The following is a 16,479-nucleotide window of genomic DNA, read 5'->3' as shown; positions in this document are numbered from 1 at the left end:
TTACTTTAATTTATCCATGTCTGGAATGACTCCAAGGAGTGAAATTTCCATAACATCTTCGATATCTTCTGGACGTTTAATACGGTCATCGAATAGTTCAAGCAACAAGACCACTACAATCACTAATCCTGCACCTGCTACAACTCCCATAATGGTATTTCGACGAATATTTGGTGAAGACGGTCCAGTTGCTGGACGTGCTTCCTCCAAGGTAGTTACGTCAGAAACACGGGTGACCGCAATAATCTTTTGTGCCGCAACATCTCGAAGAGCATTTGCAATTCGACTTGCTTCGTCAGGTTTGTGATCACTAACTGAAATAGATACGATACGTGTATCTGCGGGAACCGTTACTTGAATCTTCTTAGCTAATATTTTCGCATTAATGTTTAAGCCAAGATCAGCAACTACTTTCTCTAGGACATCTTGGGAAAGAATGATCTCACGATAGTCCTTAACCAGGTAAGTTCCTGCTTGTAGATCTTGATTTGTCAATCCCGGTTTATCACTTTGGTTTCGATTAACTACATAGATCCGAGTTGTACTTCTATACTCAGGTTTAACAACAAAATTACTATATGCAAATGCAGCAGCTCCTGCTACGATGGCTACAAGAAGGATTAGCAGTTTCTTTTTCCATAGTGCCTTTAACAACTGAATAACATTGATTTCAATAGTATCTTTTTCTTTCATTATAACTCCTAAATAATTTGATCTTTAATGACTTTTTCGGGATTTAATATAAAGAGTTCCCGAGCCTTATCTTGGCCATACCTTTTACTCACTATTTCGTAGGCTTCCTTCATATAAGGAGGGCGACCATCTAGATTATGCATATCACTAGCAACTATATGAACCAAATCCCTCTCTAAGAAATAGCGAGCCCGTTTTTTCATAAATTTATAAGTATCACCAAACAATTTTGGTTTAAGGATACTCGAACTGTTGACCTGTGTATAACATCCCATGTTGATGAGGTCTCGCACTCTTTTTTCATTATTTTCCAAAGCAGCGTATCGCTCTATATGAGCTATTACAGGTGTTATCCCCAACATGAGAACATTCGTTAGTGCATTATGAATGTCTCGGTAAGGGGTATTCATACTGAATTCTATCAAGGCATAACGGGTGCCATTTAGTTGTGGAATCTGCTGATTCTCTAATTTGTTTAAAGCATCACTGCTGTAATAAATCTCTGCTCCATACAAGATAGTTAAATCAGGAGCAACCTCTTTAGCCAACTCCTTGACAACTTTAAAATTTCTTAATATGTCCTCTTCTGGTGTTTCAAACATCCCCTTTCGACGATGGGAAGTCGAAACGATGGTACGGACTCCTTGAGCATAGGCTTCCTTCAGAAGCGCTATACTTTCTGTCTTATCCTCAGGACCATCATCTACATCAAAAACTATGTGTGAATGGATATCAATCATCTTATTTTCCTTCCATGATATCTTTAATTTCTGTTTTGAGTGTCTCTAAGCTATTTGGATCTACCTCTAGCATATAAAGACTGCTGTCAGGCATGGCATAGGAAGGAAGATCCATACGACCAGTTCCCTTTAGATCTCGAGTGATGACAGTATATTTCCCTCCACTTGCTAGTTGGGCGTTCACTAAGCTAACCATTGTTTCAGGTGGCATATTTGTTTGCACTGAATCTTGCAAGCTTTGCATAATGCCATCAAAATTCTTCAAAGCTTCTGTTGAAGTTAGTTTTTGAATAATAGCAGAAATGACTTTCTGTTGATTGCGCCCACGGTCTCCATCACCGTTTGATAATGAATAACGCTCGCGCACAAATCCCAGAGCTTGTTCAGAGTCTAGATGAACATTACCAACAGGGAAGTGATAGTTCCCATGAAGCGAGGTGAATTCTTGGTCATTATAAACATCGACACCACCTAAAAGATCAATTAATTTCAAGAAGGAAGTGAAGTTGAGTCGTGCATAGTAATTTAGGTCAATTCCATAAAGATTTTCCAAAGTATGAATCGAAGCATCCACACCATAAATACCTGCATGGGTCAATTTATCATTTTGGTTATTGCCTCCATCAGCTATGGGCACGTAAGCATCACGAGGGGTCGTTGTCAAGAGAATTTTCTTGGTTTCTTGATTGACCGTCATGATGATATTGACATCCGAACGAGAAACGGAGCTAATCGGTCCGTATGTGTCAATACCACTAATATAGATATTAAAAGCCTTGTTTTGAGAAGACTTAGGTGCCTCAACAGTTTTGGTTAGTTCCTTGGTATAAATTTTCTTGATTTTTTTGGCGTGATCCGGATACTCTTGTTCAATCAGATTTTCAAAGACACTATTCAAAATAATTGCCTTGGTCTCTCCAGCTAAGAGACTCTTATAAGCCGCAAGGTAAGAAGAACTATCCTCAACCTTTAGGTCTTTATTCTGACTTGTCTTAATATCATCAAGCAGTTTTTTGATATTCTCCGCATCTGTTTTTGTCGGAGCTGTCACACTGGATAGTTGGGATACATTACCAATCTCACTATCCTCCAAAACTGCAACACTGATAGAGTAACTAGAATAGTTAGATGTTGCATTTAAATGATTGGCCAAACTAACGAACTGATGAACTCCAACCAAAGCTAGTGAGCTGGCTACAATAGATAGCAAGAGCATGATTAAAGTAAACTTCTTAGCTTTTCTATTTGATATTAAAAATAAAGCTACTAGCGCAATGAACACCATAATAGCTGCTAGAAGAAGATTGAAATAACTAACGGCTAAGATATGATATCTGAATATTAAAAACAGCAAAAAACAAGTAAGCACTATATATAGAAACAACAAAATAATATTGAAACTTTGCTGAAACTTGCTCGTTTTATTTTCTTTTAAACGTCTTCCCACCTTACACCTCTATTAATTATTTTATTTCTATTATATCACAAAGTAACACCGGATGCTATCAACACCTGAATTGCAACCGTTTTATTTTACCTTAAAACCAAAAATATTATATTTCAATCATTAAATGCCTCATATCTTTTTTTGAAAGAAGACTGCCAACAAAAATACCAGGAGATAGAAATCGGTTGACAACCTCTCAACACCATACTCTCACACCCTAAAACTTTCAATAATTACCAAGAAAGTGGAAAATTTTGACTAGAGAAACTCAAGTTTTTATAAAAATAGCCTTTTAGAGTCTCGAAAACAAAAAACAACCAGCTATCGCAGTAAAGATTTATCGTTAATAAAAAGCAAGAGGCAGGGTAAAAGTCTTCAAAATAAAAAAACATAGTATTAAGTGTTCAAAAACTTTATACTATGCATTTTATAATTGAAAACTTCACTCAATTTAATTTTCAAATTGAGTTTTTACCCAGCCTATCTTCTTAAACTTATTTCACGTGACTTTCAAAGTCTTTTTGACTCTTTTCGACAGAATTTTTACGTTCTTGTTCCCATTTAGACTTAGCTTCAGCAAATTGAGAGCTTGTAACAACATCTGTCTGTAATCTCATGTACTTGTAGTTGCTTCCAGTTCCTTTGATCCCAACTAGTGAGTAAGCACGTGTAAATGGTGTCACGCGTGTCACCGAAGCTCCACCACCGTTTGACACAACTGGGATTAGAAGGGAACTATCAATCAACCAAGCTTGTGCATCTGCGTAGTTTTCATAGCGTTTAGCTACGTCTGTATTTTCTGCATCTGCTGTTTTTAATTTTTGAGTATATTGGTCTAATCCGATACTTGTAATCTTATCAGCATCCTTGCTTGGATCAAGTCCCAAAATCTTGAGATAGAATCCATCCTCAGCATTGAAAGGATTGAGGTAAGTTGAAGGATCTTGGTAGTCAGCTGACCATCCATCCAAATTCAAATCATAGTCATGATCAGCTGGAGTTGGTGCTTGAACTGTTGCATTTGTATAATCATCTGTCGGCAATTGGATAACATCAACCACTACATTTTCAGAACCGAGCGTTGATTCGATTGATTGTTTGATTGAGTTTGTTCCAGAAAGCAAGGTCTTGTTAACCTGGTCTACAGGCAAGTCCAAATGAATTGGGAAGCTCACACCTTGGAATTCTAATTCTTTTTTAGCTTCTGCAAACTTGGCTTGTGCTTTTTCTTTATTGAAATAACCGTCTTGAGCATCTTCAAGATTCATATTTGACCATTGTGTACCATAGTTGACCAATTTGGAAGCAACTGTTTCACCAAAAGTCTTGTCTCCAACTTGTACGAAAGTTGGTGGTACAAGCGAGTTACGAAGAGTGTTCTTAGCTGCTTCTTCACCATTTGATTGAGCTGAGTAGGCTGTACGATCAATGGCGAAGTTAACTGCCTGACGGAAGTTTTTATTCAAAACTGCAGCTTGAGTTGCTTGTTTTTGCTCATCGCTTGTTTTTGCAGTGTGGTTATAAGCACCACGGTTGACGTTAAAGTTATAGTACCAAGATGTTGCATCTTGCAAGCTATAAACGATATTGTCCTTGTATTTTTCCTTGGTCTTAGCGAAGTTTGAGCTATTTGGATAAACACCTGCAGATGAGTAAGCACCACTTTCAAAGTTACGAATTGTCAAGTCTTGGTCTGAACCATCAAAGTAGGCCAATTTTACCTTTTCAATCGTTACTTTTTCTTGGTCATAGTAATGTGGGTTTTTCACATATTCGATAGAAGACTTAGATGTAAAATCTTTTAACAAATATGGTCCGCTATAAAGAATGCTATCTGGTTTCAGGGTTCCGAAGTCTTTACCTTTAGAAGCAAGGAATTCTTCGTTTACAGGGAATAAGATACTGTTGGTTGTTTTTGAGTTCCAGAATGGTTCTGGACGAGTCAAGGTATATTGGACAGTATAGTCATCTAAGGCTTTGACACCAACATTTGAAAAGTCAGTATTTGCACCTGTTACATAATCATCCAAGCCCTTGATAGAGTTCTGAATCAAGTCCAAGGCTTGTCCCTTGTTGTCAGCAGCGTACTTGATACCAGTTACAAAGTCTTGTGCTTTAAGGGGAGCGTATTCTTCACCGTCAACTGTAAACCACTTGGCATCTTGGCGAAGTTTGTAGGTATAAGTTAAGCCATCCTTAGAAACACTCCAATCTTCTGCAAGAGCAGGAATGAGGTTTCCATAGTTATCATTTTCAAGCAAGCCATCTACCAAGTTGGTTACAATAGCAGTGTTATCACCAGCGTAGTCCAAGAGATAGTTGAAGGTTGTCGGATCTGCACCAAAGGTAGACGAGTATGTTTTACCATCTGATGCTGACTGACCACATGCTGTCAATAGGACCGCAGCAGCAAGTGTCAACCCTGCTCCTAGTAAGCGTTTTTTCATGCTCATGATTTATTTCTCCTTATATGTTAGGTTTTGTAACATGGCTATATTTTAACAAATTTTGTCCCAAAAGTAAAGTTATATACTTATTTGACCTCTCATTGAAAATCAAAAAATAAAGAAATCCCGCTTCAAAACAGGATTTCTTTATTCATTACAAAAGACTATTTAACGTGATTTGCTAGTTCTTTTTGGTATTTGGCATTTGTTTCGATTTTCTCTTTTTGCCATTTCTTGAGAGCTTCTTCATATTCTTTAGTGGTTACAATATCGTTTTGCAACTCTAAACCTTTAAATACAAACGGATCTCCCTTGATACCAACTTGAGAATAAGCTTTTGTGAATGGCACTGTACGGCTAACTGTCGGAGAACCACCTGAAGAAGCTACAGGGATAAGAAGTGAGCTATCTGAAACCCAAGCTTGTGCTTTGGCATATTTTTCATAGCGTTTGTTAAGATCGCTTGTTTCTGACGCTGCATCATCCAAGAGTTTCTTGTACTCATCAAGTCCAACTTGAGCCATGACTTCTGGATCTTTACCTTTTGTGATACCCAAGTGTTTAAGGGCAGAACCTTTCTTAGCATCTAAGATATTGAGGTAGGTTGCTGGGTCTTGATAGTCTGGCCCCCAACCAGTTCCGTTCAAGTCATAGTCTTTTTGAGAAGGAACTTTGGCTTGAGATGTAATGCTCATTTTCTCATTGTCAGTCATTTGAAGTACATCAATGACAACATTTTCACTTCCAAGTGCTGCTTCGACAGACTGTTTGAGAGAGTTGGTTTGCTGTACAGCAATGACATCAGTTTGTTCAACTGGGATATCCAAATGGATTGGGAAGGTTACACCTTTAGCTTGCAATTCTGATTTTGCTTTTTCAAAGGCAGCTTTTGCTTTTGTCGGATTGTAAAGGGTATCTTTACCATCTGTCAAAGCTACATCTTTCCACTGGTCTCCGTATGTTACCAGTTGTTCCTGAGCCAATTCACCGAAGGTCTTTTCACCAACTTGAACATAGTCATAAGGCACAAGGCTGGTACGGATAATCTTGTCTGCACCTTCTTCGCCATTCATCTGTGCAGAGTAAGCATGACGGTCAAGAGCGAAGTTGATGGCTTGACGGAAGTTTTTATTGAGAAGCGCTTCTTTAGTTGATGTTTTTTGGGCATCATCTGTCTTAGCTGTTTTATTGTAAGATTGACGATTTACGTTGAAAGTAAAGTAATAGCTAGTCGCTTCTTGTGGACTATAGACAATCTTATCGCCGTATTCTTTCTTAGTTGAGTCAAAACTTGAGCTAGTTGGAAAGAGGCGAGCTGTCGTATATGAGCCTGACGCAAAGCTACGAATCAATGATTCTTGGTCAGATCCATCGTAGAAAGTCAGCTTGACGTGGTCAATCTTAACATTGTCTTTGTCCCAGTAATTCGGGTTCTTTTCGTACTCGATCACGGATTTTGAAGTGAAGTTTTTCAAAATATACGGACCATTGTAGAGAATTCCTGAAGGAGCTGCCGCACCGTAATCTTTTCCTTGAGAATTTAAGAATTCTTCATTAACTGGGAGCATAGTTGCTGTTGTCACCTTAGAATTCCAGAAGCTTTCTGGTTTGTTCAAGGTATACTCAACTGTATAATCGTCAACTGCTTTGACACCAACTGTTGAGAAGTCATTGCTTTCACCACTGACGTATTCTGCCAAACCTTTGATAGAATCTTGGATAAGAGTTAGGCCATCTGACTTACCATCTGCAGCATGCTTCAAACCTGTCACAAAGTCTTGGGCCTTGACTTCAGCATACTCTTCTCCTTCTGAAGTATACCATTTGACACCTTTACGTAGCTTGTAGGTGTAAGTCAAACCGTCTTGTGAAACAGACCAGTCTTCAGCAAGCGATGGAATCAAGTTCCCATATTTGTCATTTTCCAAGAGTCCATCGACCAAGTTGGCAATGACGTCTGATGTTGAACTTTTACTAGTAACGCTATAGTCCAATGTTGTTGGATCAATGGCATATACATACGAAAATGTTGTTGGAGCATCTGCTTTTTTCTCAGTTTTGCCACAAGCTGCCAAAAGAAGAGCTGCGCTCATCGTTATCCCTGCTACTGCGAGCCACTTTTTCGATTTCATCGGTATTCTCCTTTAAAATACTATTTTTCACCATTATACCCTATTTTTCTATAAAAGCAAGGGTTTACAGGGTATTTTTTAGAAAATTCAAACAAATATTTTTTAAAGAATTTTCTACACTTATTTTAGTAAAGATCCCAAGCGCCATGCGACACTTGAGATGGTAATTTTAAGCAACTAATTCGACGCAGAAGGCATCCCAAGGAGCCAAGCTCTGTGTAGTCAAAACTGCTTCTACTGAGGTATTTTCAATCAAGATAGACTTAACTGACCCTTCTACTGCAAACTCTTGCTGTCGGTTGGACAAATTGGCCACAACTAGGAAATAACGGTCTCCATCTTTACGGATATAAGCAAAGACTTTTTCAGCCGTATCAAGAAGTTCAAAATCAGCACGAACCAACCAGCTATTTTCCTTACGAATGTTTACCAATTTTTGATAGGTATAGAAGATAGAATCTGGATTTGCTAAAGCTTCTTCTACATTTATCTTTACGTAATTTGGATTGACTGCAAGCCAAGGTTGACCATCTGAGAAACCAGCATTTTTTGTATCATCCCACTGCATTGGCGTACGGGCATTGTCACGACCAATCACGCGAATGCTATCCATAATTTCTTCTATCGGAACGCCTTTTTCAAGAGCTTCACGCGCATAATTGAGGGATTCGATATCCTCTACTTGATCCAGCGTTTCAAATGGGAAATTGGTCATTCCAATCTCTTCACCTTGGTAAATATAGGGAGTCCCTCTCATAAGATGAAGCAAGATGGCATACGCTTTGGCAGATTTTTCACGGTAGTCTTGGTCATTTCCCCAGATAGAAACAATACGAGGGAGGTCATGGTTGTTCCAGAAAAGTGAATTCCAGCCATCTTCAACTCCCAACTCGGTCTGCCATTTGTTGAAAATCTCTTTTAACTTCCCAACATTTAGCTCTTTTTGGTACTGCCACTTAGGTTTCCCTTCCTGATACTGAAGACAGATATGTTCAAACTGGAAGACCATAGACAGTTCTTGTCCTTTAGGATCTGAATAGAGTTTGGCAATCTCTGGTGTTGCTCCCCAAGTCTCCCCTACTGTCAAGAGCTCTTTGTCGCCGAAAGTAGCCTGATTCATTTCCTTGAGGTAGGGATGAAGCATAGGACCATTGTTGACAATCTTCTGATCAGGAATTTTCCCAATCATGTCAATGACGTCCATACGGAATCCACCAATCCCTTTATCAATCCAGAAATTCATCATCTCATAGATTTTTTGGCGAAGTTCTTCATTTTCCCAATTGAGGTCCGGTTGCTTCTTACTGAAAAAATGGAGATAGTATTGACCAGACTTTTCATCGTATTGCCAGGCAGAGCCACTGAAAATTGACTCCAATTCGTTAGGTTCATCACGCCAGATATAGTAGTCTCGCTCAGGACTATCAGGATTTTCACAAGCTTCAATAAACCAAGCATGCTCATCTGATGTATGATTGACCACCAAATCCATAATGATTCGGATATCTCGTTTTTTAGCCTCAGCAATCAGCTCATCCATATCTTCCATGGTTCCAAAAATAGCGGCGATATCTTGATAATTTGCAATATCGTAACCATTGTCATCCATGGGGCTATCATAGACTGGAGAAAGCCAGATCGCTGTGATCCCTAAATTAGCTAGATAGTCTAGCTTACTGGTAATCCCAGGCAAATCACCAATCCCATCTCCATTGCTATCCTTAAAACTTTTTGGATATACTTGATAGACGACTGCATTATGCCACCATTTTTCTTGCATCTTTTTACCTCTATTTAAAATTGACTTTACTCCATCATAGACCTTTTATCAAAATTATGCAAGCGTTTGCTTTATCTTTTTTTCTCACTTTCGCGACTCTCTAGTTTCTAATCTTCCATTTTTTTTATATAATAGAGCTCAGAGGTAAAAAAATGAAAAAACAAGCTTTTAGTTCTGAACAATATTTAAATCTACAGCGCGACCATATCTTGGAGCGCATCAACCAATTTGACGGCAAACTCTACTTGGAGTTTGGTGGCAAAATGTTAGAAGATTTCCACGCTGCTCGTGTCCTTCCTGGATATGAACCAGATAACAAAATCAAACTCTTGCAAGAATTGAAGGAGCAAGTTGAGGTTGTTATCGCTATTAACGCTAGCAATATCGAGCACTCAAAAGCTCGTGGAGACTTGGGCATTTCTTACGACCAAGAAGTGCTTCGTTTGATCGATAAATTCAATGAACTTGGTATCTTTGTTGGTTCAGTTGTCATTACTCAATATGCAGGCCAACCGGCAGCTGATGCCTTCCGTAATCAATTAGAGAAAAATGGTATTGACTCTTATCTCCACTACCCAATCAAAGGGTATCCGACAGATATGGATCACATCATTTCTCCTGAAGGTATGGGGAAAAACGACTATATCAAAACTAGTCGTAACTTGATAGTCGTGACAGCTCCTGGACCTGGTTCAGGTAAGTTGGCAACTTGTATGTCTAACATGTACCACGACCAAATCAATGGTATCAAGTCTGGTTATGCCAAATTTGAAACCTTCCCAGTTTGGAATCTCCCACTTCATCATCCAGTAAACTTAGCTTATGAAGCTGCTACAGCAGACCTAGATGATGTCAACATGATTGACCCATTCCATCTCCAAACTTATGGAGAAACCACAGTCAACTACAACCGCGACATTGAAATTTTCCCTGTACTTAAGCGTATGCTGGAACGTATTCTCGGTGAGTCTCCTTATGCGTCTCCAACTGACATGGGTGTCAATATGGTTGGTTTTGCAATCACTGATAACGACGCTGCCATTGAAGCATCTAAGCAGGAAATTATCCGTCGCTATTACCAGACAGTTCTTGACTTCAAAGCTGAGAAGGTTGGAGAAACTGCTGTGAAGAAGATTGAGCTTCTCATGAATGACCTGGGTATCACACCAGCTGACCGAAAGGTTGCTGTTGCCGCACGTCAAAAAGCAGAAGAAACAGGTGGACCCGCTCTAGCACTTGAATTACCTTCTGGTGAAATCGTTACTGGTAAGAACTCAGAACTCTTTGGTCCAACAGCGGCTGCATTGATCAATGCTATCAAGATGTCCGCTAACATTGATGCTGAAACAAAATTAATTGAACCAGAAGTGGTGAAACCAATTCAAGGTTTGAAAATCAATCACTTGGGTAGCCGTAACCCTCGACTCCACTCAAATGAAATCCTCATCGCTCTTGCTATCACAGCAATGCAGAATCCTGATGCAGATCGTGCCATGAAAGAACTCGGAAATCTCAAAGGAAGCGAAGCTCACTCTACGATTATCCTAACAGACGAAGATAAAAATGTTCTTCGCAAACTAGGAATCAATGTAACCTTTGATCCTTACTACCAATACGATCGTTTGTATCGCAAGTAAAAATACGAAACTCACTCCTCTAAGAGTTGGATTCTTATCGTCCAGCTCTTAGAGTTTTTTATATCTTGCAAGTCTTCCACAAGCATATCTTTCAAAAATAATTCTCATTTTATAATAGATTGAATTAAGATATGAACAAAGAGATTAGGAAAGTCAACTTAATTTCTAGAAGTTTTTTTAGAATCCTTAGTGTCCTATTCTAGATTCACTCTACTATAATAGAAACTGGGATGACATTTAATTTTAGATTTATTTCTAATGAATCCTTAAAAGGAGTGATACTCAATGAAAATCAAAGAGCAAACTAGAAAACTAGCCGCAGGTTGCTCAAAGCACTGCTTTGAGGTTGTAGATGAAACTGACGAAGTCAGCTCAAAACACTGTTTTGAGGTTGTGGATAGAACTGACGAAGTCAGCTCAAAGCACTGTTTTGAAGTTGTGGATAGAACTGACGAAGTCAGTAACCATACCTACGGCAAGGCGACGTTGACGCGGTTTGAAGAGATTTTCGAAGAGTATGAATCAATCCTCTTCAATCTTGACTTGAACTACCTTGGCTGAGGTCTTGATCCATTTCCTCTACAATATCAACTTGGTGTAATAAGACTGACTGCGTCACTCTTATCTGTAACCTCAAAGTGATACTTGGAGACATCTACACAAGAGAATTAGTTTAGTCATTGATTTTCATTAAGTATACAAAAAAGTGAACAAGACAGCATTCTGATTTTCAGAAAACTATCTAGTTCACTTTTTTGTTATGATTTAATTTTTTAGTTTATTCTACTGTTACTGACTTGGCAAGGTTACGTGGTTTGTCCACATCGAGTCCACGGTGTAGGGTTGCAAAGTAAGCGACTAATTGCGTTGGTACGACCATTGAGATTGGTGAGAGGTAAGGGTGTACGGTCGTAAGAACGATATCGTCTGTATCTTTGGCAACATTTTCTTCTGCAATGGTGAGGACCTTAGCACCACGAGCTGCCACTTCTTGGATATTTCCACGAGTGTGGTTGGCAAGAACTGGGTCAGACAAGAGGGCCAATACAGGTGTTCCTTCTTCAATCAAGGCAATCGTTCCGTGCTTGAGTTCTCCTGCCGCAAAGCCTTCACACTGAATGTAAGAAATCTCTTTGAGTTTGAGACTGGCTTCCATGGCTACGTAGTAATCTTGACCGCGTCCGATGTAAAAGGCATTGCGTGTTGTTTCAAGAAGATCACGAACTTTTGCGTCGATCGTTTCTTTCTCTGAAAGAGTTGATTCGATAGACTGAGCCACGATAGACAACTCGTGAACCAGGTCAAAGGCTTTGGCTTTTTCGTTGTCATTTGCTTCACCGACTGCTTTTGCAAGGAAGGCAAGGGCTGCGATTTGGGCTGTATAGGCCTTAGTTGACGCTACGGCAATTTCAGGGCCTGCATGAAGCAACATAGTATGGTTGGCTTCACGTGACAGAGTTGATCCTGGAACGTTTGTCACTGTCAAGCTTGGAATCCCCATTTCATTGGCCTTGACCAAAACCTGACGGCTGTCAGCTGTTTCACCAGATTGACTGATAAAGATGAAGAGTGGTTTCTTGCTGAGAAGCGGCATACCATATCCCCACTCAGAGGAGATACCAAGTTCAACTGGCGTATCTGTCAATTCTTCCAGCATCTTCTTAGAAGCAAATCCTGCGTGGTAAGATGTTCCAGCTGCGAGGATATAGATGCGGTCTGCGTCTTGAACAGCCTTGATGATAGCTGGATCTACGACAACTTGACCAGCCTCATCTGTGTAGGCTTGGATTAACTTACGCATCACCGTTGGCTGCTCATCGATTTCCTTGAGCATGTAGTAAGGATATGTCCCCTTACCGATATCTGACAAGTCAAGCTCCGCAGTGTAGCTAGCACGCTCACGACTGTTGTCATCATAGTCTTGTACTTGGACGCTATCAGCTTTCACGATAACCAATTCTTGGTCATGGATTTCCATGTATTGGTTGGTCTCACGAATCATAGCCATAGCATCTGAGCAGACCATATTGTAGCCATCTCCAAGACCGATCAAGAGAGGTGATTTGTTCTTGGCCACGTAGATAACATCTGGATTTTCAGAGTCGATCAAGGCAAAGGCATAAGAACCACGGATGATGTGAAGAGCTTTTTTGAAGGCTTCAAGAACTGACAAGCCATCTTCTTCCGCAAATTTTCCAATCAAGTGAACGGCGATTTCTGTATCTGTTTGTCCCTTGAAGTTGTGTCCTGCAAGGTATTCTTCCTTGATTTCAAGATAGTTTTCGATCACCCCATTGTGGACCAAGACAAAACGTCCTGTCTCAGAGCGATGTGGGTGAGCGTTATCTTCTGTTGGTTTTCCGTGAGTCGCCCAACGAGTATGTCCGATACCAGTTGTTCCCTCCACACCAGCTGTCTTAGCAGACAATTCTGCGATACGACCGACCGCCTTAACCAGGTGATTTTCAGCACCACCTAGGACAAAAATTCCCGCAGAATCATAGCCACGGTATTCAAGCTTTTCAAGCCCTTGAATCAAAATATCAGTTGCATTTGTGTTTCCAACAACACCAACAATTCCACACATAGTATATACGACACAGGCAAGCTGTGCTTTCTCCTTAAAATTGGTATAGTCTAATTCTTCTTTTATAGAATCAGCAAAAACAGTATATACTTGTTTCTTTTACTTGTCAAGAGTAAAAATTGGTATAGCGTTATTCTACTGATTCTTTATACTAAAAGTCTATCATATTTCACCTAAAGCAAGTATTTAAAAAGGGCTCTATCGCCCTTAATAACTACTATTTTGTAGCAAGCTTGTCTGCCTCTACTACTTCTTGAAAGGTTTTTTGATAATTTACTTTAATCGTCATTTTCATGTGAGAGTCCTCGTTTCTTTTTGATGAACCTAGTATAAAATCCCTTCCTAAAACATAGCTTATATTTTCCTTAGAAAAAACTAAAAGTAACTTGTGACTCAATGAAAACGAAAGAGAAAACTAGAAAGCTAGTCACAGCTTTCTCAAAGCACTGCATTCAGTTTACCAGATAGACTAAGACGTTGTTTGAAGTGATGTTTAAGTTTATATATTCCGTAAATCAAATTATAGTGGATTGAAATAAACAGAAAGATTAGAAAAGTCAAACTAATTTCTAGAAATATTTTTAGCAGTTGTAGTGTACTGTTCTAGATTCAATCTACTATAACATAAGCATTTTTCTAAATCCCTTAGCTGCGAATCCCCACACAAAAAGAGCGTTATCGCTCTTTTACTTAGTATTTAGGAGAAGGTGCTTGCTCCTGTTGAAACGTTTTTTGGTAATTTACTTTAATCGTCATTGTCATGTGAGAGTCCTCGTTTCTTTTTGATGACTCTAGTATAGGCAATAACCCTAAAAGCAAACTTAAGATTTTCTTAGAGAAAGCTTATACTCAATGAAAATCAAAGAGCAAACTAGGAAACTAGCCGCAGGCTGCTCAAAACACCGTTTTGAGGTTGTGGATAGAACTGACGAAGTCAGTAACACATATACGGCAAGGCGACGTTGACGTGGTTTGAATTTGATTTTTGAAGAGTATTAATCTAAATGTTCTTTCTTTTCTAGATTTAGAGCAATCATATGCCACTCTGGGTCCTCCTGCCAGTTAGGAAGGGAGCTGATATAACTAGCTACCTTACGTGCTTCCTCAAGTATTGGGAAGTCCTCTATAATATCAGCCACTTGGAATTCTGGTAAGCCCGACTGTCTGGTTCCAAAGATTTCACCAGAACCACGCATTTTTAAATCTTCCTCTGCAAGAACAAAGCCATTTGTTGTCTCCGTCATGATGCGCATACGGTCTTTTCCAGAATCAGTCTTGGGATTGGCCACAAGAACCGCATAGGACTGCTTGTCTCCCCGACCGACACGACCTCTGAGCTGATGAAGCTGACTAAGTCCGAAACGGTCAGCATCCATGATAATCATGACGGTCGCATTTGGCACATTTACCCCAACCTCGATAACCGTTGTAGAGACCAGAATATCAGTCTTTCTATCTTTGAACTCCTGCATAATCTGGTCTTTTTCATCACTCTTCATCTTACCGTGTAAGAGAGCAACTTTTGCTTTTCCTGCAAAATGAGCCGTCAATTCTTCCGATAAAGCAATAGCATTTTTAAGATCTAGGGCTTCAGATTCTTCAATCAAGGGCGAAATAACATAGGCTTGAGAACCTTTTTGAATTTCTCCTTCCAACCAAGTCAGGACCTGTTGTAATTGCTCATGCTTGATCCAGCGAGTTACGATTGGTTTGCGCCCAGCAGGCATCTGGTCAATAATGGAAACATCCATATCTCCAAAGGCGGTGATGGCTAAGGTTCGTGGAATCGGAGTCGCCGTCATCATGAGGACATCTGGATTTTCTCCTTTTTCACGTAAAATACGTCTTTGTCCCACACCAAATCGGTGTTGTTCATCGATGATAATCAAACCAAGTCGAGCGTATTCCACCCCATCCTGTATAAGAGCATGGGTACCGACGATCACATCAACCTCGCCCTTAGCAATCGTTTCCAAAACCGTGCGTTTTTCTGCAGCTTTCAGTGAACCTGTTAGGAGGGCTAGTTTCAAATCTGAAAAGAGACTCTCTAAACTTTCAAAATGCTGCTCTGCGAGGATCTCTGTCGGAACCATTAGAGCTGCCTGATAACCAGCCGTTATAGCCGCGTACATCGCTAGCCCCGCAACCACTGTCTTCCCACTACCAACATCCCCTTGTAAGAGTCGATTCATGTGATGGTCCGACTTCATATCTGTTAGAATTTCTTGCAGGCTTTTTTCTTGGGCTTGAGTCAAAGCAAAAGGCAACTTCTCTTTCACTGCAGTTAGTTTTTTCTGAGACCAATTCAGGACCAACCCACTTCCTTGGACCATGTTTTCAGATTTGAGGCTTTGCAATTGCATTTGAAAATAAAAGAGTTCCTCAAACTTGATCCGACGAAGGGCTTGTTTGTATTCTGCCAAATCCTTAGGAAAGTGCATGGCACGTACAGCTTGACACCGTGACATGAGCTTATATTTGTCTAGCAAGGTTTGGGGGAGATTTTCCTCAATCAAAAGATCCAATCCTTGATCAAAGGCAGTCTTAATCACCTTAACCAAGGCTGTTTGACTAATTCCTTGAGCAAGACGATAGACAGGTTGAAGGTCATCCTCCACTTGGGCTAAAACCTTCATCCCTGTGAGACTAGCCTTGGCGCGATCCCACTTTCCAAAAACAGCTAGAGTCGCCCCTAGCTCAATCTTGTCAGCCAGGTAGGGTTGGTTAAAGAAGTTAACCGCAAACACAACTTCTCCCTGTTTAAGGCTAAAGCGAAGACGATTGCGCTTAAATCCATAATACTGAACACTAGCTGGCGTCACTACCTGACCAGATAAGACTGCCTTCTCACCATCTTCTAGCTCTAGTACCTGCTTGGTCTTGAAATCTTCATAACGGAAAGGAAAGTAGAGCAAGAGATCCTGCAAGTTTTCAATTCCTAGTTTGGCATATTTTTCTGCTGATTTAGGTCCCACGCCAGGCAAGACATGCAAGGGTTGGTGTAAATTCATGCTAC

At 40.0% G+C, this 16,479-nt stretch carries 10 protein-coding genes; 2 read left to right on the top strand and 8 right to left on the bottom strand.

Annotation, left to right across the window (positions count from 1 at the left end; all coding sequences use genetic code 11):
• From O3611_RS08585 to O3611_RS08560, 6 genes are all read right to left on the bottom strand, one after another.
• The gene (locus O3611_RS08585; protein ID WP_371608370.1) at nucleotides 1-693 is read right to left on the bottom strand and encodes a Wzz/FepE/Etk N-terminal domain-containing protein; all 693 of its coding nucleotides are present in this window, start codon (nucleotides 691-693) and stop codon (nucleotides 1-3) included.
• An 8-nt stretch (nucleotides 694-701) separates the two neighbouring features.
• Nucleotides 702-1,433: a capsular polysaccharide biosynthesis protein Cps4B gene (gene cps4B / locus O3611_RS08580; protein ID WP_371608369.1), complete on the bottom strand. Its 732-nt coding sequence runs from the start codon at nucleotides 1,431-1,433 to the stop codon at nucleotides 702-704.
• A 1-nt stretch (nucleotide 1,434) separates the two neighbouring features.
• Complete coding sequence (locus O3611_RS08575; RefSeq protein WP_371608368.1) at nucleotides 1,435-2,880, bottom strand: LCP family protein; 1,446 nt, start codon at nucleotides 2,878-2,880, stop codon at nucleotides 1,435-1,437.
• Between the two features lie 494 nt (nucleotides 2,881-3,374).
• A complete protein-coding gene (locus O3611_RS08570) occupies nucleotides 3,375-5,333 on the bottom strand; it encodes a peptide ABC transporter substrate-binding protein (RefSeq protein ID WP_371608367.1) in 1,959 nt (652 codons plus the stop codon).
• A gap of 158 nt (nucleotides 5,334-5,491) precedes the next feature.
• Nucleotides 5,492-7,459 (bottom strand): peptide ABC transporter substrate-binding protein, encoded by a 1,968-nt coding sequence (locus tag O3611_RS08565; protein ID WP_371608366.1) that lies wholly within the window; start codon nucleotides 7,457-7,459, stop codon nucleotides 5,492-5,494.
• Nucleotides 7,460-7,628: 169 nt separating this feature from the next.
• The gene (locus tag O3611_RS08560; RefSeq protein WP_371608365.1) at nucleotides 7,629-9,239 is read right to left on the bottom strand and encodes an alpha-glucosidase; all 1,611 of its coding nucleotides are present in this window, start codon (nucleotides 9,237-9,239) and stop codon (nucleotides 7,629-7,631) included.
• A gap of 152 nt (nucleotides 9,240-9,391) precedes the next feature.
• On the opposite strand from O3611_RS08560, the gene O3611_RS08555 reads away from it, so the two are divergent.
• Both O3611_RS08555 and O3611_RS08550 read left to right on the top strand, forming a co-directional pair.
• A complete protein-coding gene (locus tag O3611_RS08555; protein ID WP_049549034.1) occupies nucleotides 9,392-10,876 on the top strand; it encodes a DUF1846 domain-containing protein in 1,485 nt (494 codons plus the stop codon).
• Nucleotides 10,877-11,161: 285 nt separating this feature from the next.
• On the top strand, nucleotides 11,162-11,437 hold the full coding sequence (locus O3611_RS08550; protein WP_045762826.1) for a hypothetical protein: 276 nt from the start codon (nucleotides 11,162-11,164) through the stop codon (nucleotides 11,435-11,437).
• Between the two features lie 217 nt (nucleotides 11,438-11,654).
• On the opposite strand, the gene glmS is transcribed toward O3611_RS08550, so the two are convergent.
• Together glmS and recG are read right to left on the bottom strand one after the other, a co-directional pair.
• Nucleotides 11,655-13,463: a glutamine--fructose-6-phosphate transaminase (isomerizing) gene (gene glmS / locus O3611_RS08545; protein WP_315640738.1), complete on the bottom strand. Its 1,809-nt coding sequence runs from the start codon at nucleotides 13,461-13,463 to the stop codon at nucleotides 11,655-11,657.
• Between the two features lie 995 nt (nucleotides 13,464-14,458).
• The gene (gene recG / locus O3611_RS08540; RefSeq protein WP_371608364.1) at nucleotides 14,459-16,474 is read right to left on the bottom strand and encodes an ATP-dependent DNA helicase RecG; all 2,016 of its coding nucleotides are present in this window, start codon (nucleotides 16,472-16,474) and stop codon (nucleotides 14,459-14,461) included.
• Nucleotides 16,475-16,479 lie beyond the last annotated feature (5 nt).

Source organism: Streptococcus sp. 27098_8_91, from assembly GCF_041432385.1.
GTDB lineage: Bacteria > Bacillota > Bacilli > Lactobacillales > Streptococcaceae > Streptococcus.
This window is presented reverse-complemented; position numbering and strand designations above follow the sequence as displayed.

Coding starts and splice junctions, on each gene's coding strand:
- O3611_RS08555 (WP_049549034.1), top strand. CDS start 9,392: ATGAAAAAACAAGCTTTTAGTTCTGAACAATATTTAAATCTACAGCGC.
- O3611_RS08560 (WP_371608365.1), bottom strand. CDS start 9,239: ATGCAAGAAAAATGGTGGCATAATGCAGTCGTCTATCAAGTATATCCA.
- O3611_RS08585 (WP_371608370.1), bottom strand. CDS start 693: ATGAAAGAAAAAGATACTATTGAAATCAATGTTATTCAGTTGTTAAAG.
- O3611_RS08565 (WP_371608366.1), bottom strand. CDS start 7,459: ATGAAATCGAAAAAGTGGCTCGCAGTAGCAGGGATAACGATGAGCGCA.
- O3611_RS08550 (WP_045762826.1), top strand. CDS start 11,162: ATGAAAATCAAAGAGCAAACTAGAAAACTAGCCGCAGGTTGCTCAAAG.
- cps4B (WP_371608369.1), bottom strand. CDS start 1,433: ATGATTGATATCCATTCACACATAGTTTTTGATGTAGATGATGGTCCT.
- recG (WP_371608364.1), bottom strand. CDS start 16,474: ATGAATTTACACCAACCCTTGCATGTCTTGCCTGGCGTGGGACCTAAA.
- O3611_RS08570 (WP_371608367.1), bottom strand. CDS start 5,333: ATGAGCATGAAAAAACGCTTACTAGGAGCAGGGTTGACACTTGCTGCT.
- glmS (WP_315640738.1), bottom strand. CDS start 13,463: ATGTGTGGAATTGTTGGTGTTGTTGGAAACACAAATGCAACTGATATT.